Source organism: Pseudomonas sp. MDT1-85, from assembly GCF_054898065.1.
On record NZ_CM142715.1, the window covers coordinates 3,433,483 to 3,458,270 of the forward strand.

30 protein-coding genes are annotated in these 24,788 nt (G+C 57.5%); 18 read left to right on the forward strand and 12 right to left on the reverse strand.

Annotation, left to right across the window (positions count from 1 at the left end; translation table 11 throughout):
* Positions 1-162 precede the first annotated feature (162 nt).
* A complete protein-coding gene (locus tag ACYZT2_RS15420) occupies positions 163-666 on the reverse strand; it encodes a DUF4946 domain-containing protein (protein ID WP_461965279.1) in 504 nt (167 codons plus the stop codon).
* 164 nt (positions 667-830) lie between these two features.
* Between ACYZT2_RS15420 and gloA the strand changes: the two genes are divergently transcribed.
* On the forward strand, positions 831-1,352 hold the full coding sequence (gloA, locus tag ACYZT2_RS15425) for a lactoylglutathione lyase (protein WP_461965281.1): 522 nt from the start codon (positions 831-833) through the stop codon (positions 1,350-1,352).
* Between the two features lie 152 nt (positions 1,353-1,504).
* On the opposite strand, the gene ahpF is transcribed toward gloA, so the two are convergent.
* The 3 genes from ahpF to ACYZT2_RS15440 all read right to left on the reverse strand — a co-directional run bounded on the left by ahpF (position 1,505) and on the right by ACYZT2_RS15440 (position 4,849).
* Complete coding sequence (gene ahpF / locus ACYZT2_RS15430) at positions 1,505-3,067, reverse strand: alkyl hydroperoxide reductase subunit F (RefSeq protein ID WP_461965283.1); 1,563 nt, start codon at positions 3,065-3,067, stop codon at positions 1,505-1,507.
* 141 nt (positions 3,068-3,208) lie between these two features.
* The gene (ahpC, locus tag ACYZT2_RS15435; protein WP_038983195.1) at positions 3,209-3,772 is read right to left on the reverse strand and encodes an alkyl hydroperoxide reductase subunit C; all 564 of its coding nucleotides are present in this window, start codon (positions 3,770-3,772) and stop codon (positions 3,209-3,211) included.
* Positions 3,773-3,910: 138 nt separating this feature from the next.
* On the reverse strand, positions 3,911-4,849 hold the full coding sequence (locus ACYZT2_RS15440) for a site-specific integrase (protein ID WP_461965285.1): 939 nt from the start codon (positions 4,847-4,849) through the stop codon (positions 3,911-3,913).
* Positions 4,850-5,026: 177 nt separating this feature from the next.
* Between ACYZT2_RS15440 and ACYZT2_RS15445 the strand changes: the two genes are divergently transcribed.
* Positions 5,027-6,046 (forward strand): DNA-binding protein, encoded by a 1,020-nt coding sequence (locus ACYZT2_RS15445; RefSeq protein ID WP_461965287.1) that lies wholly within the window; start codon positions 5,027-5,029, stop codon positions 6,044-6,046.
* Here the strand turns inward: ACYZT2_RS15445 and gorA are convergent.
* The 3 genes from gorA to galU all read right to left on the reverse strand — a co-directional run bounded on the left by gorA (position 6,043) and on the right by galU (position 10,265).
* Complete coding sequence (gorA, locus tag ACYZT2_RS15450) at positions 6,043-7,401, reverse strand: glutathione-disulfide reductase (protein ID WP_461965289.1); 1,359 nt, start codon at positions 7,399-7,401, stop codon at positions 6,043-6,045. The two genes, ACYZT2_RS15445 and gorA, sit on opposite strands and share 4 nt — an antisense overlap.
* A 106-nt stretch (positions 7,402-7,507) precedes the next feature.
* Positions 7,508-9,037, reverse strand: coding sequence for an MFS transporter (locus tag ACYZT2_RS15455; protein WP_461965291.1), 1,530 nt, complete (start codon positions 9,035-9,037; stop codon positions 7,508-7,510).
* A 388-nt stretch (positions 9,038-9,425) separates the two neighbouring features.
* On the reverse strand, positions 9,426-10,265 hold the full coding sequence (galU, locus tag ACYZT2_RS15460) for a UTP--glucose-1-phosphate uridylyltransferase GalU (protein ID WP_007900040.1): 840 nt from the start codon (positions 10,263-10,265) through the stop codon (positions 9,426-9,428).
* Between the two features lie 232 nt (positions 10,266-10,497).
* Between galU and ACYZT2_RS15465 the strand changes: the two genes are divergently transcribed.
* Together ACYZT2_RS15465 and ACYZT2_RS15470 are read left to right on the forward strand one after the other, a co-directional pair.
* Positions 10,498-10,710 (forward strand): hypothetical protein, encoded by a 213-nt coding sequence (locus ACYZT2_RS15465; RefSeq protein WP_461965294.1) that lies wholly within the window; start codon positions 10,498-10,500, stop codon positions 10,708-10,710.
* A gap of 126 nt (positions 10,711-10,836) precedes the next feature.
* Positions 10,837-11,118 (forward strand): hypothetical protein, encoded by a 282-nt coding sequence (locus ACYZT2_RS15470; protein WP_095053888.1) that lies wholly within the window; start codon positions 10,837-10,839, stop codon positions 11,116-11,118.
* Here ACYZT2_RS15470 and ACYZT2_RS15475 read toward each other — a convergent pair whose 3' ends face one another.
* Together ACYZT2_RS15475 and ACYZT2_RS15480 are read right to left on the reverse strand one after the other, a co-directional pair.
* Positions 11,119-11,349, reverse strand: coding sequence for a hypothetical protein (locus ACYZT2_RS15475; protein WP_461965297.1), 231 nt, complete (start codon positions 11,347-11,349; stop codon positions 11,119-11,121).
* A 73-nt stretch (positions 11,350-11,422) separates the two neighbouring features.
* Positions 11,423-11,779, reverse strand: coding sequence for a hypothetical protein (locus ACYZT2_RS15480; RefSeq protein WP_461965299.1), 357 nt, complete (start codon positions 11,777-11,779; stop codon positions 11,423-11,425).
* A gap of 212 nt (positions 11,780-11,991) precedes the next feature.
* Between ACYZT2_RS15480 and ACYZT2_RS15485 the strand changes: the two genes are divergently transcribed.
* The 5 genes from ACYZT2_RS15485 (at position 11,992) to ada (ending at position 15,162) form a co-directional block, all read left to right on the forward strand.
* Positions 11,992-12,294, forward strand: a complete 303-nt coding sequence (locus ACYZT2_RS15485; protein ID WP_038983189.1) for a DUF1883 domain-containing protein — start codon at positions 11,992-11,994, stop codon at positions 12,292-12,294.
* A gap of 28 nt (positions 12,295-12,322) precedes the next feature.
* Positions 12,323-12,493, forward strand: coding sequence for a hypothetical protein (locus tag ACYZT2_RS15490; RefSeq protein WP_162232616.1), 171 nt, complete (start codon positions 12,323-12,325; stop codon positions 12,491-12,493).
* Between the two features lie 127 nt (positions 12,494-12,620).
* Positions 12,621-13,331, forward strand: a complete 711-nt coding sequence (locus tag ACYZT2_RS15495; RefSeq protein WP_461965301.1) for a 2OG-Fe(II) oxygenase — start codon at positions 12,621-12,623, stop codon at positions 13,329-13,331.
* Positions 13,321-14,001: a DNA oxidative demethylase AlkB gene (alkB, locus tag ACYZT2_RS15500; RefSeq protein ID WP_461965303.1), complete on the forward strand. Its 681-nt coding sequence runs from the start codon at positions 13,321-13,323 to the stop codon at positions 13,999-14,001. The genes ACYZT2_RS15495 and alkB overlap by 11 nt, the downstream gene beginning before the upstream one ends.
* A gap of 87 nt (positions 14,002-14,088) precedes the next feature.
* The gene (gene ada / locus ACYZT2_RS15505; protein WP_461965305.1) at positions 14,089-15,162 is read left to right on the forward strand and encodes a bifunctional DNA-binding transcriptional regulator/O6-methylguanine-DNA methyltransferase Ada; all 1,074 of its coding nucleotides are present in this window, start codon (positions 14,089-14,091) and stop codon (positions 15,160-15,162) included.
* Here the strand turns inward: ada and ACYZT2_RS15510 are convergent.
* A complete protein-coding gene (locus ACYZT2_RS15510) occupies positions 15,126-15,614 on the reverse strand; it encodes a GyrI-like domain-containing protein (RefSeq protein ID WP_461965307.1) in 489 nt (162 codons plus the stop codon). The two genes, ada and ACYZT2_RS15510, sit on opposite strands and share 37 nt — an antisense overlap.
* A 53-nt stretch (positions 15,615-15,667) precedes the next feature.
* Positions 15,668-16,651 carry an acrylyl-CoA reductase (NADPH) gene (gene acuI, locus ACYZT2_RS15515; RefSeq protein ID WP_461965309.1) on the reverse strand — a complete coding sequence of 328 codons (984 nt, stop codon included), beginning with the start codon at positions 16,649-16,651 and terminating at the stop codon, positions 15,668-15,670.
* A 160-nt stretch (positions 16,652-16,811) separates the two neighbouring features.
* On the opposite strand from acuI, the gene ACYZT2_RS15520 reads away from it, so the two are divergent.
* The 9 genes from ACYZT2_RS15520 (at position 16,812) to ACYZT2_RS15560 (ending at position 23,545) form a co-directional block, all read left to right on the forward strand.
* Positions 16,812-17,876 (forward strand): NAD(P)H-dependent flavin oxidoreductase, encoded by a 1,065-nt coding sequence (locus ACYZT2_RS15520; RefSeq protein WP_461965311.1) that lies wholly within the window; start codon positions 16,812-16,814, stop codon positions 17,874-17,876.
* A 277-nt stretch (positions 17,877-18,153) separates the two neighbouring features.
* Positions 18,154-18,912 (forward strand): molybdate ABC transporter substrate-binding protein, encoded by a 759-nt coding sequence (gene modA, locus ACYZT2_RS15525; RefSeq protein ID WP_461965313.1) that lies wholly within the window; start codon positions 18,154-18,156, stop codon positions 18,910-18,912.
* Positions 18,913-19,593 (forward strand): molybdate ABC transporter permease subunit, encoded by a 681-nt coding sequence (gene modB / locus ACYZT2_RS15530; RefSeq protein WP_461965315.1) that lies wholly within the window; start codon positions 18,913-18,915, stop codon positions 19,591-19,593. It abuts the gene before it with no gap.
* A 3-nt stretch (positions 19,594-19,596) separates the two neighbouring features.
* Complete coding sequence (gene modC, locus ACYZT2_RS15535) at positions 19,597-20,676, forward strand: molybdenum ABC transporter ATP-binding protein (RefSeq protein WP_461965317.1); 1,080 nt, start codon at positions 19,597-19,599, stop codon at positions 20,674-20,676.
* 75 nt (positions 20,677-20,751) lie between these two features.
* The gene (locus ACYZT2_RS15540; protein WP_461965319.1) at positions 20,752-21,810 is read left to right on the forward strand and encodes a DNA topoisomerase IB; all 1,059 of its coding nucleotides are present in this window, start codon (positions 20,752-20,754) and stop codon (positions 21,808-21,810) included.
* A 48-nt stretch (positions 21,811-21,858) separates the two neighbouring features.
* The gene (locus ACYZT2_RS15545) at positions 21,859-22,116 is read left to right on the forward strand and encodes a hypothetical protein (protein WP_461965321.1); all 258 of its coding nucleotides are present in this window, start codon (positions 21,859-21,861) and stop codon (positions 22,114-22,116) included.
* A 130-nt stretch (positions 22,117-22,246) separates the two neighbouring features.
* Positions 22,247-22,477, forward strand: coding sequence for a hypothetical protein (locus ACYZT2_RS15550; RefSeq protein WP_461965323.1), 231 nt, complete (start codon positions 22,247-22,249; stop codon positions 22,475-22,477).
* A 309-nt stretch (positions 22,478-22,786) separates the two neighbouring features.
* Entirely contained in the window at positions 22,787-23,071 is a 285-nt protein-coding gene (locus ACYZT2_RS15555) for a hypothetical protein (protein WP_095053683.1), read from the forward strand.
* 45 nt (positions 23,072-23,116) lie between these two features.
* Positions 23,117-23,545 (forward strand): hypothetical protein, encoded by a 429-nt coding sequence (locus ACYZT2_RS15560; protein ID WP_461965325.1) that lies wholly within the window; start codon positions 23,117-23,119, stop codon positions 23,543-23,545.
* A 93-nt stretch (positions 23,546-23,638) separates the two neighbouring features.
* Here the strand turns inward: ACYZT2_RS15560 and ACYZT2_RS15565 are convergent, their stop codons facing one another.
* Positions 23,639-24,613, reverse strand: coding sequence for a LysR family transcriptional regulator (locus ACYZT2_RS15565; protein ID WP_461965327.1), 975 nt, complete (start codon positions 24,611-24,613; stop codon positions 23,639-23,641).
* Positions 24,614-24,788 lie beyond the last annotated feature (175 nt).

Genomic DNA, 24,788 nt, shown 5'->3' on the forward strand with positions numbered 1-24,788 from the left:
AAAAAAAGCCCTGCCAATGCAGGGCTTTTTTCATGGGCAGCGTCTAAATGCAACGATAGTCGTCGATCAACTCGTTACATGCTGATGAACTTTATGCTTAATCCCTTTGGCTATCTAAAAAATGCCAAACTCGCTGAGATCTACTGAATCGCAAACCTTAAACTAAAGTTTCAAGCTGTTTCGAGCCGCCGCTATGTCGTCCTGACTTGCCTTATAAAGGTCTGCCTGCCCCGCATAGGAAAGTACATAGGCCTTATCGGCGTCTACCGCAGCGACCAATGTTTGAGACAGCACATGTCGACCGTTCTGCGTAATCGTGCAGGTTGTTTCCACCGCCGATAGCCGGCTCAAGCTAGTCGTGTGAATTTTAGTGCAAACGCTCTGATAACCACCCTGAAAAAAGTCCTTTTGCACCGACTTACGCATTTCCAGCAGCACGCCCTCCAGGTTCACCTGATGACCACTTTCTACCTGAGTCATGGTCAACTCCATCACCATCACCGGCGTACCGTCCTGATCGTTTTTTACCGCGCGTTGCCGGGATACCTGCGGTTTAGCCTCATCTTGCGGAACCGCTTCCACGGTCCATCCGCTTGGCCAGGTCACGACCGGCGCCTCTGCATAAGCGGGGGTAACACCTGAAAGCAGACACATCAGGACGAACATCGATTGACAGAATCGGGTCATTGCAATGAACACTCACGAATTGAGCCGTAAAGTCTGAGCCTCACCCGGCTGTCAGGCAAGCCTGTGGTTTTGGTTTGGCGATGCTGAGGGCCTTGCGTATCATTGAGAACGTCCCCTAGCCCCACTTATTTTGCGGAGGGCCCATGAGCCTGCACGAACTCAATACATTTCCCGGTGTGACCGCCCAACCCGACACCGCCACCCAGAAGTTCGTCTTCAACCACACCATGCTGCGGGTCAAGGACATCACCCAGTCGCTGGATTTCTACACTCGCATCCTGGGTTTCTCGCTGGTGGAAAAGCGCGATTTCCCGGAAGCCGAGTTCAGCCTGTATTTTCTGGCACTGGTCGATAAAAACCAGATCCCGGCCGATGCCGCGGCTCGCACCGAGTGGATGAAATCGATCCCTGGAGTTCTCGAGCTGACTCACAACCACGGCACCGAGAACGATGCGGATTTCGCCTATCACAATGGCAACACCGACCCACGCGGCTTCGGCCATATCTGCATTTCGGTGCCGGACATTCGCGCCGCGTGCGAGCGCTTCGAAGCGCTGGGCTGCGATTTCCAGAAACGCCTGAACGACGGCCGCATGAAGAGCCTGGCCTTCATCAAGGACCCGGATGGTTACTGGGTCGAGATCATTCAGCCTGCACCGATGTAAATCAAAAATCAAAAGATCGCAGCCTTCGGCAGCTCCTACAGAATCGAGCCTGGCTTGGCTTTTGTAGGAACTGCCGAAGGCTGCGAGCTTTTGATCCACCCACAAAAAACCCCATGATCACTCATGGGGTTTTGTGTTTTCAGCGTCGGCGTTTATGCAGGCGCCGAGGCGCGGATCAAGTGATCGAATGCGCTCAGGGAGGCCTTGGCGCCCTCGCCCACCGCAATCACGATCTGCTTGTACGGCACGGTGGTCACGTCACCGGCCGCGAACACGCCGGGCATCGACGTTTCACCACGAGCATCGACGATGATCTCGCCGCGCGGCGACAGTTCGATGGTGCCTTTGAGCCAATCGGTGTTAGGCAGCAGCCCGATCTGCACGAAGATCCCTTCCAGCTCGACAGTGCGCAGCTCGTCCGACTGGCGATCCTTGTAGCGCAGGCCGTTGACCTTCTGGCCATCGCCAGTCACCTCAGTGGTTTGCGCACTGGTGATCACCGTAACGTTCGGCAGGCTGTGCAACTTGCGCTGCAACACCGCATCGGCGCGCAGTTGTACGTCGAACTCCAACAGGGTCACGTGGGACACGATACCAGCCAGGTCGATGGCCGCTTCGACGCCGGAGTTACCGCCACCAATCACCGCCACACGCTTGCCTTTGAACAGCGGACCGTCGCAGTGCGGGCAGTACGCCACGCCTTTGTTGCGGTATTGCTGCTCACCGGGAACGTTCATTTCACGCCACCGGGCACCGGTCGCCAAAATCACGGTCTTGGCTTTCAAAGAGGCGCCGCTGGCGAAATGGATTCCATGCAGTTCGCCATTTTTGCCCGGCACCAGCTTGTCGGCGCGTTGCAGGTTCATGATGTCCACGTCGTACTGCTTGACGTGTTCTTCCAGCGCCACGGCCAGTTTCGGCCCTTCGGTTTCCTGCACCGAGATGAAGTTCTCGATGGCCATGGTGTCGAGCACCTGACCACCAAAACGTTCCGCCGCCACACCGGTGCGAATGCCTTTACGAGCAGCGTAGATCGCCGCCGAAGCACCGGCCGGGCCACCGCCGACGACCAGTACGTCAAAGGCATCTTTGGCGCTGATTTTCTCGGCCTGGCGCTCGATGCCACTGGTGTCGATCTTGGCGAGGATTTCTTCCAGGCCCATGCGGCCCTGGCCGAAGTTGACGCCGTTCAGGTAGATGCTTGGGACGGCCATGATCTGGCGCTCGTCGACTTCAGCCTGAAACAACGCGCCGTCGATGGCGACGTGGCGGATGTTCGGGTTCAGCACCGCCATCAGGTTCAATGCCTGGACTACGTCCGGGCAGTTCTGGCAGGACAGCGAGAAGTAAGTCTCGAAGTTGAACTCGCCTTTGAGCGAGCGGATCTGTTCGATCACCTCAACACTGGCCTTCGAGGGGTGGCCGCCGACTTGCAGCAGGGCCAGCACCAAGGATGTGAATTCGTGGCCCATCGGGATACCGGCAAAACGCAGGCTGATATCGGCCCCTGGGCGGTTGATCGAGAACGATGGTTTACGCGCATCGTTACCGTTGTCGAGCAACGTAATCTGGGTGGAAAGACTGGCAACGTCTTTGAGTAAAGCGAGCATTTCCTGGGATTTCGCACCGTCGTCGAGGGAAGCAACGATCTCGATCGGCTGGGTGACCCGTTCCAGGTACGATTTCAACTGGGCTTTAAGATTGGCGTCCAACATACGGGCGATTTCCATGCTGTTTGGTGAATAGACAAAAACATAAAAAAAGCGCCCGAGCGAATCTCGCCCGGGCGTTTTTATTGGGCGGTGCAGCTTACTTAGGAGGTGCGGAGTTCCGCCCTGATGAAGCGCGTCACAGACTTAGATCTTGCCGACCAGGTCCAGAGACGGAGCCAGAGTGGCCTCGCCTTCTTTCCACTTGGCTGGGCAAACCTGGCCTGGGTGAGCAGCAACGTACTGAGCAGCCTTGATTTTGCGCAGCAGCTCGGAAGCGTCACGGCCTACACCGCCGTCGTTGAGTTCAACGATTTTGATCTGGCCTTCAGGGTTGATCACAAAGGTGCCACGGTCAGCCAGACCAGCTTCTTCGATCAGCACGTCGAAGTTGCGGGAGATAGCGTGAGTCGGGTCGCCGATCATGGTGTACTGGATTTTGCCGATGGCTGGCGAAGTGTTGTGCCAGGCAGCGTGGGCAAAGTGGGTATCGGTGGAAACGCTGTAGATTTCGACGCCCAGCTTCTGGAACTCGGCGTAGTTGTCAGCCAGGTCTTCCAGTTCGGTCGGGCAAACGAAGGTGAAGTCAGCTGGGTAGAAGAACACGACAGACCACTTGCCTTTCAGGTCAGCGTCCGACACTTTTACGAAGTCGCCATTTTTAAAGGCGTCAGCTTTGAACGGTTTAACTTGGCTGTTGATGATAGGCATCGATGACTCTCCGTCAGGGGTTAAGAAGTTGATGGGGTGAATCCTACCCAGTCGATCGCCGGTTGGCTCATTGGCAAACCTGATGCTGCTGATTGGTTTTCGCTATTAGCCGACAGTATTAATAGAAGAAAACGTGATCTACAGCGCCAATGGCTTTTCAGCGATGCGGGGCATTCCGAGAAACGGGCTGGCTTCAACATAGCGCATGGCCGACTTCATATCCTTCCAGCCCACGTAATTCATCAACGACTTCAAATCCCAACCGCTCTGATGGGCCCAAGTGGCAAAGCCACGACGCAAGGAGTGACTGGTGTAATGCTCGGCCGCAATACCGGCGCGTTCCAGTGCCTGACGCAATAACGGGATCACGCTATTGGCGTGCAAGCCCTCCTCGCTCAAATGGCCCCAGCGGTCGATACCCCGGAACACCGGCCCGCGGACCAACGCTGCTTCAGTGATCCATTGGATATAGGCCTGCACCGGGCACAGGCGCTGCAAGGCTGGCGTCTGGTATGTCTGGCCGAGGTTCTCGCGGTCGCTCTTGCTGCGAGGCAGGTAGAGGGTGATGCCTGAGCCGGCGCTGGCCCGCACATATTCAATCTGCACCCGGCACAACTCATCGCTCCGGAAACCGCGCCAAAAGCCCAGCAGGATCAGCGCTGTGTCGCGCCGAGCCCGCAGCAATCCCGGTTGATCGCCCTGCGCCTTGGCGGTTTGCGCTTCCTGCTCCAGCCAGGCCACCACTTGCTCCAGATGCTGAAGCTGCAACGGCTCGGCCTGTTTCTCCTGCGCCGGGTGCAGCGCGCGAATGCCCTTGAACACTTTGCGCACAACGGGCGCCTTGGTGGGATCGGCGAACCCCTGACTGTTGTGCCACTGCGCCAGCGCGGACAAACGTAACTTCAAGGTGTTGATCGACAGCACACCTGCGTGGGCCACGAGATAGCGCGCCACGCTGTCGCCGGTCGCCGGCAGGAACCCGCCCCAACTGACTTCGAAATGCTCAATGGCCGCGCGATAGCTGCGACGGGTGTTGTCGCGCGTAGCGGCTTGCAGGTAGCGATCCAGATCAGTCATGGGCTCAGTTCTCGAAAACGTACCGCTCTGGCGGGTGAAACCCGGATTACCGCTCATCACACGGGGTAATACCAGTATATCCCGCATGATAAATCACAGGATTTTAACTTTGTTAGCATCATGGTACATTGCGAATATTAGTGGTACGTACCACAGTATCAAATCGTAGGAGAACACATGGCACGTGGCGGCGTAAACAAGGCACTGGTGCAGGCGGCACGCTCAGCAATCCTCGCTCGGGGCGAACACCCGAGCATTGATGCGGTGCGGATCGAGATGGGCAATACCGGTTCAAAAACCACAATCCATCGCTATATGAAGGAGCTCGATGACGGCGCCGAGCCCGCGCAAGCACCTTCCGAGCCTATCGATGATGAGCTGACAAGCCTGGTGTCGCGCCTGGCGCAACGCCTGAAAGAACAGGCGCAAGAACCCATCGACCAGGCACGCGCACAGTTCGAGCAACAACGAAAAGAGCTGGAAACCCAACTGCACGAGGCCCGCGAGGCCAATACCGAACTGCACCAGCAATACGAAATTCAAAGCCTGGCGCTGACCCAGGAATCAGCAGAGCTGCAAGACACCCGCTCCATGCTGCAAACCGAGCAAACCCGCAACGCCGGACTGAACCAGGCGCTGGCAGATTTCGAATTACGCTTGCAGGACAAGGACGAGCAGATCCGCTCGCTGGAAGAAAAGCACCTGCATGCCCGTGAGGCACTGGAACACTACCGCAACGCCGTCAAGGACCAACGCGAGCAGGAACAGCGCCGTCACGAAGGTCAGGTGCAGCAGATTCAGATGGAGTTGCGTCAGGCGCAGCAAAGCGCACTGGTTCGCCAGGATGAAATCACCCAATTGCATCGCGACAACGAGCGCTTGCTGACTGAAAATCGCGGAACGCTGCGGGAGTTGAGCCTGTCGCAAGAGCAACTCAAGCACACCAACAACCGACAGGATCAACTGCTGGAACAGGTCAACCGTATCGACAGCGAACGCACCCTCCTCCAGGAACGCTTGCGCATCGCCTTGCTGGAAAGCCAGTCACTCAAGCAGATCATCGACGAACAGTCGCACATCAACAAAACGCTGGAAGTTGAACTGCTCAAGTTGCAGGCAAGCCTGGATGAAAGCGTGCGTCAGGCCGCTGTCGTTGCGACAGGGCCAGACGCATCAGCCTCGCGTCAGGACGATTAACCCGCGACTGGCGTACGCATGGTGACGAACTCTTCGGCGGCCGTCGGATGCACACCGATGGTTTCGTCGAAATCACGCTTGGTCGCGCCCGCCTTCAGCGCAATCGCCAACCCTTGCACGATCTCGCCAGCATCCGGGCCGACCATGTGGCAGCCCAAGACCTTATCAGTCTTGGCGTCCACTACCAGCTTCATCAAGGTGCGTTCCTGGCACTCGGTCAGGGTCAGCTTCATTGGCCGGAAACGGCTTTCGAAGATCACCACATCGTGCCCGGCCTCTCGCGCCTCTTCTTCGGTCAGGCCGACAGTGCCTATGTTCGGCAAGCTGAAGACGGCGGTCGGGATCATCTTGTAATCCACCGGACGGTATTGTTCGGGCTTGAACAAACGCCGCGCTACAGCCATGCCCTCCGCCAGCGCGACCGGCGTGAGCTGCACTCGACCAATCACATCGCCCAGGGCCAGGATCGACGGCTCTGCGGTTTGATACTGCTCATCGACCTCGACAAAACCTTTCTTGTCGAGTTTGACGCCGGTGTTTTCCAGCCCCAGGTTATCGAGCATCGGACGCCGACCGGTGGCGTAGAACACGCAATCCGCCTCCAACTTACGGCCGTCCTTGAGCGTGGCTGTCAGGCTGCCATCGGCCTGCTTGTCGATGCGCTCGATGTCGGCATTGAATTGCAGGTCCATGCCGCGCTTGGTCAACTCTTCCTGCAAATGCTTGCGCACCGCACCATCGAAGCCACGCAGGAACAGATCACCGCGATACAGCAGCGTGGTCTCAGCCCCCAGCCCGTGAAAAATCCCAGCAAACTCCACCGCAATGTAACCACCACCGACCACCAGAACGCGCTTTGGCAGCTCTTTAAGGAAGAACGCCTGATTGGAACTGATCGCGTGCTCGTGCCCCGGAATCTCCGGAATCTGCGGCCAGCCACCGGTAGCAATCAGAATGTTTTTGGTGGTGTAGCGTTTGCCATCGAACTCGACGGTATGCGGATCGACGATTTTCGCGTGACCTTCATGCAAGGTCACGCCGCTGTTGACCAGCAGATTGCGGTAGATGCCGTTCAGGCGATTGATCTCGCGATCCTTGTTGGCGATCAGCGTCGCCCAGTCGAACTTCGCCTCACCCGGGGTCCAGCCAAAACCTTGCGACTGTTCGAAGTCTTCGGCGAAGTGCGCGCCGTAGACCAGCAATTTTTTCGGCACGCAGCCGACGTTCACACACGTACCGCCCAGGTAGCGACTCTCGGCCACGGCGACTTTCGCGCCAAAACCGGCTGCAAACCGCGCAGCCCGCACACCGCCGGAACCGGCACCAATCACATATAAGTCAAAATCGTAGGCCATTTCTATCTCCTTGGCAGGTCACCAGCATACCTGCGGGCGGCCGTTGATCAAGCTTTGCGCTGAAATGCTCGGGCCGTGCGATGCGCGGCCCAACCTCCGCTTTCGATCAATGGCCCTTTGCAGATTGCGTTTTCGGTGTCCTCAGAGTGCGCCAAGCAATCAAAATCGCCATGAGTGCCAGGCCGAACGTCACCCACGAAACCAAACCGATTCCACCTTCGAATGCCCTACCCGCCTGCGTCATCAATTCTCTTGCTTGATCACCCGACAAGTCTGCCGCCACATGATGGGCGCCAGATAGCGTCTCACTCGCCAGCATCATCTGCACTTCGCTCAGAAACCCCGGAAGCTGCAATGCACTGCGATAGTAGGCGGTGACGAGACCGCCAAGCACTGTCGTCCCCAAAACTACGCCCACTTCATAGGCCGTTTCGCTAATGGCCGACGCAGCGCCCGCCTTTGCCGGTGGTGCGGCTGACAAAATCACATCATTGGACACCGTCGCGATCGCGCCTACGCCAATGTTCAGCAAGGCAAAAGCCACCACTAGAACGGTCAGGCTACTGCCCATGCTGGCGACCAGCAAAAACGCAGCCCCAGCAAACGCCATCAAAATCGGTATCAGCACATGCACCGGTAATCGCTGCGCAACAGGCACGACCGCCATCCCCACTACAATTGCCATGATTTGACCTGGGACCAACGCGAAGCTAGCACTCAAGGGCGACATCTGAAGAACGATCTGCAGGAACTGAGTGGCAAAGAATACGAAGCCGACGAGAAACGAGAGACTCATCAAATTGATCGCGACAGAGCCGCTAAAAGTGCCACTGCGGAACAGACTCAGGTCCATCAGCGGCACGGGCAGTCGTAACTGTCGACGCACAAACATCCCGCCTGCAACTGCGCCTACTGCAAATGTTGTCAGCACCATCCAGTCGATACCATTACTGGCGCTGTGTTTAATGCCATAAACAATGGCACCAAGGGCTACCATCGATTGCAGGATGCTTATCGGATCTAACGGTCCCGAAGCATCTCGCTCGGATTCGGGCAACAACAATGGCCCCAATACCAGCAGTGGCACCAACACGGGCACCGCCAACAGGAAAATCGACCCCCAACTGAAAAACTCCAGCAATACCCCGCCCACCAAAGGACCGAGTGCAGAGCCGACCGTCAACGTCGTAGCCCAGATCGCGACTGCTAATCTGCGTTCTTCTCGATCCTCGAACACCGAACGTATCAACGCCAACGTTGAGGGCATCAGCATCGCACCGAAAACGCCCATACAAGCTCGCCCGGCAATCAGTTGCGTGGCGGTATCGGAATACGCGGTTAGTACCGACACAATGGCAAAACCCAAGGACCCGGCCAGCAACAACTTACGATGACCGATTCGATCTCCCAGACTACCCATCGACACCAGCAATCCCGCCAAGACCAGCGAATAAGCATCGATCATCCACAACTGTTGGCTAGCGCTCGGACGTAGGGCCTCGGCAATTTTTGGTAGCGCGAATCCAAGCACCGTATTGTCAACTGTCACCAGCAACACCGGCAGCATCAGCACGCTTAGGCCTAACCAACGTTTTGATCTCGCTGCGCGGTGTGTCGCCTCACTTATGAATGCCATGGGTAAAACTCCTTACTGCACACAAAAAATTCACGGGACATTTTTCAATGCACCCATGAAACGTTTCCTACGCGCTTCCTTGGCGAGGATTTAATCAGTTCAGCAATGAAAAAACGTGCTGACAATCGACGGCTCCAGAGTTCAAGCGACTGCCCAATGTATTTGAAACGCCTTGTAGGTCGCTTCTGAATTCGTCGTAATCCTGAGCTGTACGATCAGTCTCACCGACTCGACAGAATTTAAGTGTTGATCGGCGAAAACGCCTTTTTTCCTCTCGCCCCCACAAAAGCAAACGCCCCGAACAAGTCGGGGCGTTTGCTTGGGCCTTCACCCGTGTGTTTTCACACCGTCTGAAGGTAGCTTTTCAATACAAGCAGCTCAGGCGCTATCAGTAAGCCTTGCCAGTCTTGTAGAAGTTCTCGAAGCAGAAGTTGGTCGCGTCGATGTAGCCTTCGGCGCCACCGCAGTCGAAACGCTTGCCTTTGAACTTGTAGGCCATGACGCAGCCGTTTTGCGCTTGCTTCATCAGGGCGTCGGTGATCTGGATTTCGCCGCCCTTGCCTGGCTCGGTTTGTTCGATCAGGTCGAAGATGTCCGGAGTCAGGATGTAACGGCCGATGATCGCCAGGTTCGACGGCGCATCTTCAGGCTTTGGTTTTTCAACCATGCTGTGAACGCGGTAGATGTCATCGCGGATCATCTCACCGGCAATCACGCCGTACTTGTGAGTTTCTTGCGGATCGACTTCCTGGATAGCAACGATCGAGCAGCGGAACTGCTTGTACAGCTTGACCATCTGGGTCAGTACGCCGTCGCCTTCCAGGTTGACGCACAAGTCGTCCGCCAGTACCACGGCGAAAGGTTCGTCGCCGATCAGCGGACGGCCAGTCAGAATCGCGTGGCCCAGGCCTTTCATTTCGGTCTGGCGAGTGTAAGAGAACGAGCACTCGTCGAGCAGCTTGCGGATGCCGACCAGGTATTTTTCCTTGTCGGTGCCCTTGATCTGGTTTTCCAGCTCGTAGCTGATGTCAAAGTGGTCTTCCAGAGCGCGTTTGCCGCGACCGGTGACGATGGAGATTTCGGTCAACCCGGCGTCCAGTGCTTCTTCGACGCCGTACTGGATCAGTGGCTTGTTTACCACCGGCAGCATTTCTTTGGGCATGGCTTTAGTCGCTGGCAGGAAGCGAGTACCGTAACCGGCTGCTGGGAACAAGCATTTCTTGATCATATAAGTCCTTGAAAGGGCTGTGTGTTCGAGTTTCGGCGCAGTCTAATCAGGCGGCGGGCACCTTACAATGCCCTGCGCTGGCTAACCGATGCCATCATAGAGAAATAAACCGGCGAATAGTTCAATCGCCTTCCGGTTCGACGGATCGAGCGGTCCCACTCTACGCCCATGAGCGCCGTTTGCGTGCATTTGACGTATCATGGCCCCCTTGATCCCGCCAAGAGGCAGTTATATGTCGGCAGCACAAAACGCAAACGGTTATTCGGTCAGCCAGGACAAGAACGGTCAGTGGTGGATAGTCAATTACCACGACGAACAGGTCGCCGGCCCATTGCCCAGCAAGGCGATGGCGGTGGAAGTGGCTGCGGTGTTCCAGGACGACCGCTCTGCCCCGGCCGCACCCCGTGAAGCAGCGCCAGCTCGGACCCCCCGCCGCAAGAAATGACCAGGACCGGCCCCGGTAAATGCCGTTCGAGCATTGAACGGGGGCCTCGGTGATGGGTTTATCTGTACCGAAATGGCCATTCGCTATAACCTCGCGCCAGCCCTTCCCTTCCCGATGACTGATTCCATGAAAACGATACTGGCGCTGTTTGCAGTTCTTGCCTTGGCGGGCTGTGCCTCGGCTGAAAAAACCTACCTGGACAATGGTGAACAGGGGCTGACCATCGATTGCTCCGGCGAGGCCAATTCCTGGGCCACCTGCTACGAAAAAGCCGATGCCTCTTGCGCCGGCACCGGCTATCGGATTGTCGGCACCGACGGCACACCGTCGCCCCAGGAAAGCGACAAGACCCTGGGCGTCGACGTCGGCAACTACAAAAATCGTAGCGTGGTCGTGGTCTGCAAGTAGCTACATGTGAATTTCGGCGAATTTGATCCCGAGCCCGCGCACGGTCTCGATCAAATCGTCGAGGCGACTGAAGGATTCGACCTCATCGTTATCATTCACCAGGAAAAAACTGCGCCCGGCGCTTTTCTTGAAAAACACGATCCACTCCCCCGGATTCGCCGGGTTCTGAATCACGTGGGTGGCAGAGATATGACCCTCTGCATGGCACTCCCGCACCTGCTCTCGCTTCATGCTCAAACTCCAGAAATGACAATGCCGTCAAAGCGCGACTTTGACGGCATCGATGCTGACTGGGGGTAGTTTATCAGCCGGATATGCACGCGGTGGCGGCATTGCGCACATCCCATGGGCGCAAAGGCACATTGGAGATGCGTTCATGCAGCTTGATGCTGCTGCCGCCGGAGCGGTCTTCGATGTCAAACACCGCTGCCGGCCCGGAGGAGAACTTCTGCGGCACGATAACCCGCACGCCTTCCTTGTGCGGCTCGACTTGCAGGGCTCCACGGCTATCAGCAAGCTTTTCGACCAGGCATTTCGCGTACTCATGGGGATTCTTGCCTGAGATCACGCTCATGGTGGGCAGTGTCTCATTGATGTCCGAAACACTCGCACATCCACCCACTGCCAATGCCAAGGGCCCGACCAGAACTCCCCACTTCATACAAAACCTCCGATAAAGACCTTCCGACAGCTCAAATGCTGGTTTTCTCCGAGGCTCACTGCTTTTATCGCTCATAGAATTCCGTACAACTGTTTTTAATTGTCAAAGCGCACCTCGAGAGCCGGATAATAACCTGTTCGGGCTGATAAACTGCGTCAATCGCCCATGCTATCGTTTTGATTTTGTAGAAAAAGCCCTTCTGGAGGCGCCTCATGAAATTTATCCACCAGCGCGAGCACCTCAACGAAGACGACATCGTCGTCATCCAGTGCTCCCAAATGTGCAACATCCGCTTGATGAACGACGCCAATTTCCGCAGCTTCAAGAATGGCGGCCGTCATACTTACCACGGCGGCGCATTCGACACCTTCCCGGCCCGCATCACTGCGCCGAGCACCGGCTTCTGGAACATCACCATCGACATGGTCACCCGCCGGCCGATCAGCGTGACCCGCAAGCCGAGCCTGACGCACTCGATCAAGATCATCCGTCGCTCCAGCTCGAAACTGAGCTGAGCCCACACGAAAACAGGCAGGTATGACCGTGGCCCAGACGACCAAGTACGTCATCAAATACAAACTCAACGGCGAACGCCGCTTTGAATTCGCCCAGCTGGAGAACGGCACGGAAGAAGAAGCCAAGGCTGCACTCGACGTCATTCATGGCCAGACTGAAGATGTCATCAGCGAGATCAGCGTGAGCAAAGCGCTGTAATGCGATCTGGAGCGACAACATGGACGTCTGCTCCCCTTTCGAATTCGACCGCAAGCGCCGGAGTGTCCACTCCCGCAACGCTCACTAAACTGGCCGCCTCGACCTTTTGGTCAAGGAGTCAGAACCCTTGTTTACCGACCCGATTCACAACGACGCTCTCGACTGGGCCAGGCTTGCGCAGCAACTCGATCAGGATGGCTGCGTGCTAATCCGGTCGTTTTTAAGCCATCAGACCTGCTATGAAATAAGCGCCCTGTACGATCAGCCCGAACCCTTTCGCTCTAAAGTGGTGATGGCTCGCCACGGTTTTGGCCGGGGTGAGTACAAATACTTCAAGTATCCGCTGCCGGATCCGGTGGCCCTGTTGCGAAGCTCGCTCTACCCTCGACTGGTTCCAATCGCCAATCGCTGGTACGAATGGATGGGCCTGCCGACCCGTTTCCCCGAATCGCACGAAACGTTTCTGCAACGCTGTCACGCCGCCGGTCAGGAACGCCCGACACCTTTGTTGCTGCAATACGGCCCGCAGGACTACAACTGTTTGCATCAGGACCTGTACGGCGAACACGTCTTCCCGCTGCAAGTGGCGATTCTCCTGTCAGAGCCGGGAGAAGACTTCACCGGCGGTGAGTTTGTGCTGACCGAACAACGCCCACGGATGCAGTCGCGCCCGCAAGTCATCGGTCTGAAGAAAGGCGACGCGTTGATTTTTGCCGTGAATCAGCGCCCGGTAAAAGGTGTTCGCGGCTATTACCGAGTGACCATGCGTCACGGGGTGAGTCGCCTGCACAGTGGAAAACGGCATACTCTTGGAATCATCTTTCACGATGCGCTATGAACCCATGAGCCCGATCACCTTCGATCTGTTTGCCGATGCCGAACCTGAGCAGCAGCCCAAGCGCGAGCAGATCGGCGAACAATCCTACGTGTTTAAAGGCTTCGCCCTGCCCTGGCTCGACCGGTTGCTGCCGGCACTGGAGGCAGTTCTGGCAGCGGCGCCCTTTCGGAAAATGGTCACGCCCGGTGGCTTTACCATGTCGGTGGCCTTGAGCAGTTGCGGCACATGGGGCTGGACGACTGACCCCAGCGGCTACAGGTACACCCGCGACGATCCGCAGACCGACCTGCCCTGGCCCGAGATGCCCGAGGTGTTTTTCGAGCTGGCGCAAGCGGCGGCGCGTGAGGCAGGGTTTTTGGATTTCGTACCGGATTCCTGCCTGATCAACCGCTATATTCCCGGTGCCAGGATGTCGTTGCATCAGGACAAAGACGAAGGTTCCTACGCGGCGCCCATTGTGTCGGTGTCCTTGGGGTTGCCGGCGACGTTTCTGTTTGGTGGATTCGAACGCAGCGCCAAAAGCCAACGCGTGCCGCTGTTGCACGGCGATATCGTGGTCTGGGGCGGCGTGGACCGTTTGCGTTATCACGGCGTACTGCCGATCAAGCAGGGTTATCACCCTCAGTTGGGCGAACAACGGATCAACTTCACCTTTCGTACCGCGGGATGAATCCGTTGAATTCGACCGCAAGACCCGGAGTGTGGCGTCTCTGCCGGCTGGTTAATCTGCATGAAACGGGTCAACGGACATGAAGCCATGACAACTCAATCGACAAAAAACGCCACCGAAAACGATCCTCGCTGGGCCGCCGTGGTCGCGCGTGATCCCCGCGCCGACGGGCAGTTTGTGTATGCAGTAAAAACCACCGGCATCTACTGCCGCCCCAGCAGCCTGGCGCGCTTGCCAAGGCCGAAGAATGTCGAATTCTTCGACACCGCCCAGCAAGCCCAGGAGGCGGGTTATCGCCCCAGCAAACGGGCCGCGAAAGATCAAAGCGACGTTGCCGCACAGCATGCCACCACCGTGGCCGCCGCATGCCGCCACATCGAATCCGCCGAGACCTTGCCGGCGTTGAATGAACTGGCGGACGCGGCCGGCCTGAGCAGTTTCCACTTCCATCGCGTGTTCAAGGCCATCACCGGCCTGACGCCCAAGGGCTACGCCACAGCCCACCGTTCGCGCAAAGTTCGCGAACGCTTGGCCGACGGTGGCACGGTCACCGACGCGCTGTATGACGCCGGATTCAACTCCAACAGCCGTTTCTATGAGGCCGCGGATCAAGTGCTGGGCATGAAGCCAGGCGATTATCGTGCGGCCGGACAGAACAACGACATTCGTTTTGCCGTCGGCCAGTGTTCTCTCGGGGCGATTCTGGTGGCGCAAAGTGAACGCGGCGTCTGCGCGATTCTGTTGGGGGACGATCCGCATCAATTGGTGTGTGATCTGCAGGACAAGTTTCGCCGCGCCAACCTGATTGGCGCCGATCATGAGTTCGAGCAGTTGATCGCCAAAGTGGTGGGTTTTATCGAAGCCCCGGCACTTGGCCTGGACTTGCCGCTGGACGTACGCGGCACGGCGTTTCAGGAGCGGGTGTGGCAAGCATTGCGGGAGATTCCCGTCGGCAGCACCGCCAGTTATGCCGATATCGCTCAGCGCATCGGCTCACCGAAAGCCGTGCGCGCCGTAGCCCAGGCCTGCGGTGCGAACAGCCTGGCGGTGGCAATTCCTTGCCATCGCGTGGTGCGCAGCGACGGCAACCTGTCGGGCTATCGCTGGGGCGTGGAGCGCAAGCGTCAGTTGCTGGAACGCGAAAACGCGGCTGAGTCCTGAATGCCGATATAGACCGCCACGGTCTCCGGGCCGGTGTAGACCTCGAAGTCCGTGACGAACTTGCGGCGAACCTGCGGGTTATCCTCGAAGTAAGCCCAGATCAGGCCCCACGTCTGGATGACGCTGTCGGGCATCGGCCCTTTGGCGCTGAACACCAGGTAATCACCGCCCTCAATTTGAATTTGCGCAAAGTCCTCGCAGAGCGCGGTGACCGCTGCACCCGCGGTTACATCGAAGTGGCCCGAAGCATCGGACTCGTAGTTGGAATAGACGCCGTACATAAAGGAATCTGGCTGTTTGTGGGCGATTTTGTCGAAAACAGCCTCAACGAAAAATTGTTCCCACATCGGGCCGATACGCGCGGTATCTGGCTGCTGTTCTGCGGCATTGAGGGTTCGCACCTGCAACCCCGAGACACTAAAGGGCAGCACTTCACGCAGCTTTACATCCATTGTCGCTATTTCCTTATGTCTACAGTTTGTCTGTTTGATTGGCGCCAGGACGATCAACGATTGACGTCGACCACCACCCGACCGCGCAATTGGCCGGCGAGCAGGCGATGCGCCGCGTCGACGGCTTCGCTCAAGCCGATTTCATGGCTGATCAGCGGCAGCAAAGCGAAGTCCAGATCCTTGGCCAGGCGATTCCAGGCCAGTATCCGCTTGGCTTTGGGCTGGGTCACGCTGTTAATGCCGGCCAGGGTCACGCCGCGCAAAATGAACGGCGCGACGGAGGCCGGGAAGTCCATGCCTTGGGCCAGACCGCAGGCAGCGACGGTGCCGTTGGCCCGAGTGCTTGCGCAAGCGTTGGCCAGCGTGTGGCTGCCGACCGAATCAATCACCGCCGCCCAACGTTCCTTGGCCAACGGTTTGCCCCGTTCGGACAACGTGGCGCGATCAATGATTTCAATGGCACCCAATTGCTTTAGGTAGTCGTGCTCGGCGGTGCGGCCGGTGGATGCCACCACGCGATAGCCGAGTTTGCTCAGCAGCGCGATGGCGAAACTGCCGACGCCACCGTTGGCGCCCGTCACCAGCACTTCGCCCTGCTCGGGATTCACGCCGTTATGCTCCAGCGCCAGGATGCTCAGCATCGCCGTGTAACCGGCCGTGCCGATGGCCATTGCTTGCGCGGCGGTGAACGCTTTGGGCAACGGGATCAGCCAGTCGCCATTCAGGCGAGCTTTCTGCGCCAATCCGCCCCAGTGTCCTTCGCCCGCCCCCCAGCCATTGAGCAGGACTTGATCACCGACCTTGTAGTCTGGATGACCGCTGACTTCGACAGTGCCCGCCAGATCGATCCCCGGCACCATCGGGAATTCGCGCACCACCGGACTGCTGCCAGTGATCGCCAGGCCATCCTTGAAGTTCAACGTGCTGTACGCCACACGCACCGTCACATCGCCTTCAGGCAATTGATCGTCATTGATATCTTGCAAGGTGGCCTGGTAACCGTTGTCGTCCTTGTCGATCAAAATGCCTTTGAACATCACTGCCTCCCGATGGAATCGCTCAGTTGTCGTGCTGTTGAAATAACACATGAAAACACATCGCCGTAGCCGACTTTAAGCCAATCCTCAAACTCGACTGGCCTTGGGTCAGTCATTACTGATACAAATTCGCTTCTACCGACGTCGGAGAACACTGCACATGAGTCAATGGCCAGACACCCGCATTCTTGACCTGCTCGGGATCGAACTGCCGATCATCCAGGGCCCCTTGGCTGGCGCGACGACGTCGGCCATGGTGATTGCGGTGAGCAACGCTGGCGGCCTGGGCTCGATGCCCGCCGCGATGCTGAGCATCGAGCAATTGCGCGAGGAGCTGAAAACGATTCGCCAACATACCCAGCGCCCATTCAACGTCAATTTTTTCTGCCATCAACCTCCGCCGCCCGATGAGCAACGCGCCCGGGACTGGAAGAACTTGCTGGAACCGTATTACCGGGAATTGGGGGTCGATTTCGACGCACCGACACCGGTGTCCAATCGCGCACCGTTCGATATTGCGGCCTGCGAAGTGCTCGAAGAGTTTCGCCCTGAAGTGGTGAGTTTTCACTTCGGCCTGCCGGAAAAGTCGCTGCTGGATCGGGTAAAAGCCACCGGGGCGAAAATTCTCTCTTCGGCGACTACGGTCGAAGAAGCCATCTGGCTGGAGCAGCACGGTTGCGACGCGATCATCGCCATGGGTTACGAGGCTGGCGGCCACCGGGGAATGTTCCTCAGTGATGACCTGAGCAGCCAAGTGGGGACCTTTGCCCTGGTGCCACAGATCGTCGATGCGGTGAAAGTACCGGTGATTGCGGCGGGCGGGATTGGAGATGCGCGTGGCGTCGCGGCGGCTTTTCTTTTGGGCGCTTCGGCGGTCCAGGTGGGTACGGCTTATTTGTTCACGCCGGAGGCCAAGGTCAGCGCGTCTCACCACAAGGCGTTGCGCACGGCCAAGGAAAGCGAGACGGCGGTCACCAACATTTTCACGGGGCGCCCGGCGCGCGGGATTCTCAATCGGGTGATGCGTGAGCTGGGGCCGATGAGCGCCAAAGCGCCGGCCTTCCCGTTGGCGGGCGGTGCGTTGATGCCGTTGCGAGCCAAGGGGGAAGCAGATTTCAGCACCCTTTGGGCGGGTCAGGCGTTTACATTGGGCGTTGAATTGACCTCGGCAGAACTGACCCGGCGGTTGGCGGATGAGGCGTTGGCGAAATTGACTCATCGCTAAACCTTGTGGCGAGGGAGCTTGCCCCAACTCCAGTCAAGCGCATAAGCGCAATCCATGTGGGAGCGAGCCTGCTCGCGAAGGCGGTGTGTCAGGCGACATCAATGTTGGCTGTGCCGCCGTCATCGCGAGCAGGCTCGCTCCCACAGGTTCCGCACCTATCCTGACCAGCACTAGGTCCATCCCCCTTGCATTCTGCACTCGGCAAGTTCCGTTTACAGGCAATTCGCTATATATTCCGCTATATAGCGTTTCATCTCGCCTACCACGGAGCCGTTCCATGACCATTCGTGCCTCACGCTTTGCCCCCGCGTGCCTGTTCACCGTATTTGCTTTCGGGTCCGCCCAGGCGGATGAAGTCCAGATCGCCGTCGCCGCCAACTTCACCGCACCGATCCAGGCCATCGCGGCCGATTTCGAGAAAGACACCGGGCACAAACTGGTCACCTCCTTTGGTGCAACCGGCCAGTTCTATACCCAGATCAAGAACGGCGCGCCGTTCGAAGTGTTCCTCTCGGCAGACGACACCACCCCGAAAAAACTCGAAACCGAAGGCGACACCGTCAAAGGCTCGCGCTTCACCTACGCCATCGGCACCCTGGCGCTGTGGTCGGCCAAGGACGGTTACGTCGACGCCAAGGGCAAAGTGCTGAGCGACAATCAGTATCAGCATCTGTCCATCGCCAACCCGAAAGCCGCCCCGTATGGCCTGGCCGCTACTCAGGTGCTGGCCAAACAGGGCCTTACCGAAAAGGTAAAAGACAAGATCGTCGAAGGCCAGAACATCACTCAAGCCTACCAATTCGTCTCCACCGGCAATGCCGAACTCGGCTTTGTGGCCTTGTCGCAGATCTACAAAGACGGCAAAGTCACCAGCGGTTCAGCCTGGATCGTCCCGGCCGATCTGCATGACCCGATCAAACAAGACGCGGTGATCCTCAATAAAGGCAAGGACAACCCGGCCGCCAAGGCGCTGGTCGAATACCTCAAAGGTCCGAAAGCCGCCGCTGTCATCAAATCCTACGGTTACCAACTCTAAATGACGCTATCGAGTGCCGATTATTCCGCCATCTGGTTGACCCTGAAACTGGCGTCCCTGACGACTATGATCCTGTTGGTCATCGGCACTCCGATTGCGTTATGGCTGTCGCGCACCCAGTCCTGGTTGCGCGGCCCGATCGGGGCGATCGTCGCCCTGCCCTTGGTGCTGCCGCCCACGGTGATCGGCTTTTATTTGTTGCTGGCGCTCGGCCCTAACGGGTGGATCGGTCAGTTCACCCAATCGCTGGGGCTTGGCACCCTGACCTTCAGTTTTGCGGGGCTGGTGATTGGCTCGGTGCTGTACTCGATGCCGTTCGTGGTCCAACCGCTGCAGAATGCTTTTTCCGCCATCGGCACTCGCCCACTGGAAGTGGCTGCCACCTTGCGCGCCAATCCCTGGGACACGTTTTTCAGCGTGATTGTGCCGTTGGCTCGCCCCGGTTTCATCACCGCGGCCATTCTCGGTTTCGCCCACACCGTCGGCGAGTTCGGCGTGGTGCTGATGATCGGCGGCAACATTCCCGACAAAACCCGCGTGGTCTCGGTGCAGATCTACGATCACGTCGAAGCCATGGAATACGCCCAGGCTCATTGGCTGGCCGGGGCGATGCTGGTGTTCTCGTTTGTGGTATTGCTGGCGCTCTACTCCAGCCGTAAAACCAAAGCGGTCTGGAGCTGATCGATGATTCATTCGCGCTTGAAACTGAATTATTCGGGCTTCTCCCTGAATGTGGACCTGCAACTGCCCGGCCGCGGAGTGACGGCGCTTTACGGCCACTCCGGCTCGGGCAAAACCACCTGCCTGCGCTGCATCGCCGGTCTGGAGCGGGCCGAGCAGGGTTTTATTCAAGTCAACGACGAAGTCTGGCAAGACAGCGACAAGGGGATTTTCGTCCCGCCGCATAAACGCGCCTTGGGTTACGTCTTCCAGGAAGCCAGCCTGTTCCCTCATTTATCGGTGCGGGCCAATCTGGAGTTCGGCCTCAAACGCATCCCTCGCCAACAGCGCCGGGTCGACATGGCCCATGCCACTGAGTTACTGGGGATCGGCCATTTGCTGGACCGCGATCCGCAGAACCTTTCTGGCGGCGAGCGCCAGCGGATCGGCATCGCTCGCGCCCTGCTCACCAGCCCGAAGCTATTGCTGATGGACGAACCGCTGGCGGCGCTCGATACCCAGCGTAAAAACGAAATCCTGCCGTACCTGCAACGGCTGCATGACGAACTGGACATCCCCGTGCTTTACGTCAGTCATTCTCAGGATGAAGTCGCGCGGCTCGCCGACCACCTCGTCCTGCTCAGCAACGGCAAGGCTTTGGCCAGTGGCGCTATCGGCGAAACCCTGGCCCGCCTCGATCTGCCGCTGGCGCTGGGCGACGACGCCGGCGTGGTGATCGAAGGACACGTCAGCGCCTATGACGCCGACTATCAGTTGTTGACGCTGCAGCTACCCAACACGGAGCTAAGCATTCGGGTCGCCCATTCGCCGATGGTCGAGGGCCAAGCGCTGCGCTGCAAGGTCCAGGCCCGAGATGTCAGTCTGAGCCTGCAAGGCGTCGAGCAAAGCAGCATCCTCAATCGCCTGCCGGTCACGGTGATCAGTGAAATCGGCGCCGATAACGCCGCTCACGTACTGATCCGCCTCAACGCGGCCGGTACACCGCTGTTGGCGCGGATCACCCGCTATTCCCGGGATCAATTGGGCGTGCACCCCGGGCAACAGCTCTGGGCGCAGATTAAAGCGGTGGCGGTGCTGGCATGAATCTGTCGGCACCCCGACGATAGCGCGCGGTCAATGGCTTAACGCCCCATGATTCGTCGCCCAGGATTGCCCGCCATGCCAGATACCGCGTTGCCCGATGTTCTGCCGCCCGACCTGCATTACGTCGATGACAGCCAGCCCGGCATTACCCGCAAGCGCCTGCGCGGCAAATTTTGCTACTTCGACCCGGCGGGTCAGCGCATTACCGATCCGGATGAAATCAAACGCATCAATGCGCTCGCGGTGCCACCCGCCTACACCGACGTGTGGATTTGCACCGACCCGCGCGGCCATCTGCAAGCCACCGGCCGCGACGCTCGTGGCCGCAAGCAATACCGTTATCATCCGCGCTGGCGAGAAGTGCGCGATGCCGACAAATACTCGCGCTTGCGGGACTTCGGCCAGGCCCTGCCGAAACTGCGCAAGCAACTGGAAGCACTGCTGGCCGCGCCCGGCTTCAGCCGCGACAAGGTCATGGCCACGGTGATTACCTTGCTCGATGCGACGCTGATTCGGGTCGGCAACACGCAATACGCCCGGGACAATCGCTCCTATGGCCTGACGACCCTGCGCAGCCGTCACGTCGAGGTCAACGGCAGCGCGATCCTGTTCCAGTTCCGCGGCAAGAGCGGCATCGAGCACCAGATCACCGTCAAAGACCGGCGCCTGGCGCGGATCATCAAGCGTTGTCTGGAAATCCCCGGGCAAAACCTCTTTCAGTATCTGGACGAAAACGGCGAGCGGCACACCATCAGTTCCTCCGACGTCAACGCCTACTTGCAGACGCTGACCGGCGCCGATTTCACCGCCAAGGACTACCGCACCTGGGCCGGTAGTGCCCTGGCATTGGCGGTGTTGCGCGAGTTGCAGTGGGAATCGGAAGCCGACGCGAAGCGGCATGTGGTGGAGATGGTCAAGAACGTCGCCCGGCAGCTGGGCAACACACCGGCGGTTTGCCGCAAGTGCTACATTCATCCGGCGGTCGTAGATGGTTTCATGCAGGGCGCATTATCCGAACTGCCGCGATCGAGGGGGCGTAAAAGGCTCAGGGCCGAAGAAGTCGCGCTGGCGGTACTTCTGGAGAAGCTTATCGAGACGGCCGAAACACCGTCAGACCTCTTCGAGGCGAACTAAACCGACGAACTGACCTGTCTGTTTTTTGCATGATTGCAAAGGGCTTCTATGCTTGATCTGAATACGATTAGCTTCGGTGACGCCATGGAAGACATTTTCGTTGTGACACGCTGCAACAAGATCATCATTCATGGTCGCCGGGCCGGAGAACCCGATCACCCACCACCCGATGCTGCCGTCTGGTATCGCATCGCCGATACCCGCACTCGCGGCTTCATCGGTGACGGCTTCGATCTCGAAGAGGACGCCGCGCGCGAATGTCGGCGGCTTAACGCGGTCAGCTCGCCGAAGTCCCGACAGGCCTGAAGCTGACCTGTTTTATTTCCGGGTCTATACTCAAAGGAGCTGAAGGATCAGCGACCCATCGGCAGAAAGCTCGCTCCTCGCGGGCTTTTTGTTGCCCTTTGCCCGATTTCTTTGAACGGAGGTGTATGTCATGTCCGAGAAAGAGTCCATCACCACCCTGCTTACCCTGCTTGACTCCCGTCAGGCGCGCCTTGCCGCTGCATGCAAGGAAATCGCCGATTGGGTTGATAATCAAGGGGGGCATCCGACAGCCCTCAGGATTCGCGATCGTCTGAATGACATCGAGAAAGACACGCCGCAGATTCGCAACGCGCTGTCTTCACTCAAACCTGTCGAGCCGCCACTGCCTCGGTTCAGATGAGTCGACCCAAGTACTTGAGCCAGGCACAAAGCCCCATTCAGGGCACCTGAACGGTGACAATCGTCACCAGGCTTATACCTGCCTGCCTGTCATGCGCTACACACCCACCCGGCCAAATTTGCCGGGATTTTTTTGTTTGTGCCTTTTCCCATTTCACACGGCCTTCACAACTCATCCCCTACAGTGCATCCACTCCTTTCAAGAAATCCCCTGGCCCGCCCGCATGCGGGCCTTTTTTTGCCTGCTATATAACGAACGAACGCCCTCGCCCGCCTGTCGAACGATTACACATCACGAAGGAGATACCCCATGGTCACTCACTTCAAAATCGGCGGGCACCTGGCCTGCGGACACAAAGGCAGCAACCTGACTTCCAGCAGCATACTGACCCGCGTGAAATGCAGAAGCTGCCGCAACACCGATGCGTTCAAAGAAGCGCGCAAAGCCGAACGCAACGCTGCACGTCGGGCCGCACGCAAGGCCAAAGCCACCCACACCGCCAATGACTGGCGCGCAGCCTGGACCCAGCGGCTGATCGAAATGCCCGGCTTGCAAAGACTGCCCCGTGGTTTTACCGGCCAGCCATTCGTGTAGCTGACTCCCTGACCCCCACGGGCGCTATAGGAGAGGAAAACACCGATGAACAGTAGATTGCTTCTACTTTTGATCGTCAGCCTGTGCCCCACACTGGTGATGGCTCAAGGGTGCGACGTCAAAACCCGATCTCAAAGCCCTTCAGTTCCCGTGATCGAAACACACAGCTGCTATGAATACGAAGGCATGCCAGTGGACGCCATCGATTGGTCCTGCAGTAACGAGAGCAAGGAGATGCTGACCAGCACCAAGAAAAAAGTCGAACAGTGCGGTGATCGCTATCGGGCTACCTGCCTGGGCACATTGACTCCAGAGGCGCTGGCCAACCCTCAGTCCATCAGCAAGGACAAGAACAGCAATCCCCTGAACATCCCCGACAATGCCCAGGTCATCACGTATTACTACAGCATCGAGAATCTGCCACAGGTCAAGATCGATTGCGAAACCGGTGGGGGAAAATGGACGGAGAAATAGCTGTTTTCTGAAACGACAAAGGCCTGCATGAGAAACCTCATGCAGGCCTTTGATACCCTACTACCCGTGTTTTATTAGTATTATAAGAAGTAGCTAACTTAAAGTAGCGAACGGAATCACGGGATCCGCTAGAGCAAAGCTGGAGTCATTCGCCATACTACTAAGATTATCCCATAAGATCTCAGCATTCGCGCCTAGCTTTTCTTTACGACGATAGATACTAATTTCCAATGCTATATCAGACTCTGTGTTGCCTGCACGAACCAGGTCCTTCCTTTCTAAATCGTTCCGAACGATCTCCAAAGGAAGCCATGCAACACCTAGCCCGGTTATCGCCATAGAACGAAGACCGTCGGCCAGAGAACAATCGTGGATTTTACGGAGTGCTGACAGATTTGGATTGCCCTTTAGCATTTTTTCAAGCGCCCAACTCAATGAACAATCCTGACGGTAATGAAGGTATGAAATCTCACCTTTAGGCGAACTAACGCTATTCAAAGGTTGCCCAAGCAAATTGGGCGCACTTACAGGAACTAGCCACTCGCGGCCTATCTTCAAACATTCAAGCTCGCCCAGTGATACGGTTTTCTTAAGGTGTTCAATGATGCCGTTATTGTTATCTGCAAAAGCGACAACAAAATCCACCGAGCGGTTTGTTAGGTGCTTGAAGCATTCAGGGAGGTTTGCGAAGTCTATAGAGAAACGAGTTCCTTCTGATTGCCTGCTTACCCTCGGCAACCAAGCTGGGAAAAACGCTCTCGACATGATATGCGGCGCTACAATAGAAATTTGCCGCCTGTTTTTCTCTTGAGTGCGGATAACCGAATTTCTTGTTTTTTCTAACAGCTCTACGATTTCGACAGCAGCAACATGGAACTCCACACCTGCATCGGTAAGCTCTAGCTGGTGACGTGTTCGGTCAAACACCGAAACACCCAACCACTCTTCCAAAGCGGTGATCCTGCGGCTCAAGCCGGAGGTTGTAACATTGCAATGTATCGAAGCCTGGGAAAAACTTCGAACGCGAGCCAGCACAATAAAATCCTTTAAGGTTCGAAAATCCGTCATCTTGCTGATCTCGCAATTTTTTGATGGTCATATCATGACATGCGCAACCAAGGGTCTGAAAGTCAAAAAAACGCTCTAGCATGAAGCTTTGTCAAAAATCCATGCTAAATCCGCAACGCACGGGATTTTCAAACTGATAAAACGTCAACGCCCAGCCAACACCGGATGCAGAAAA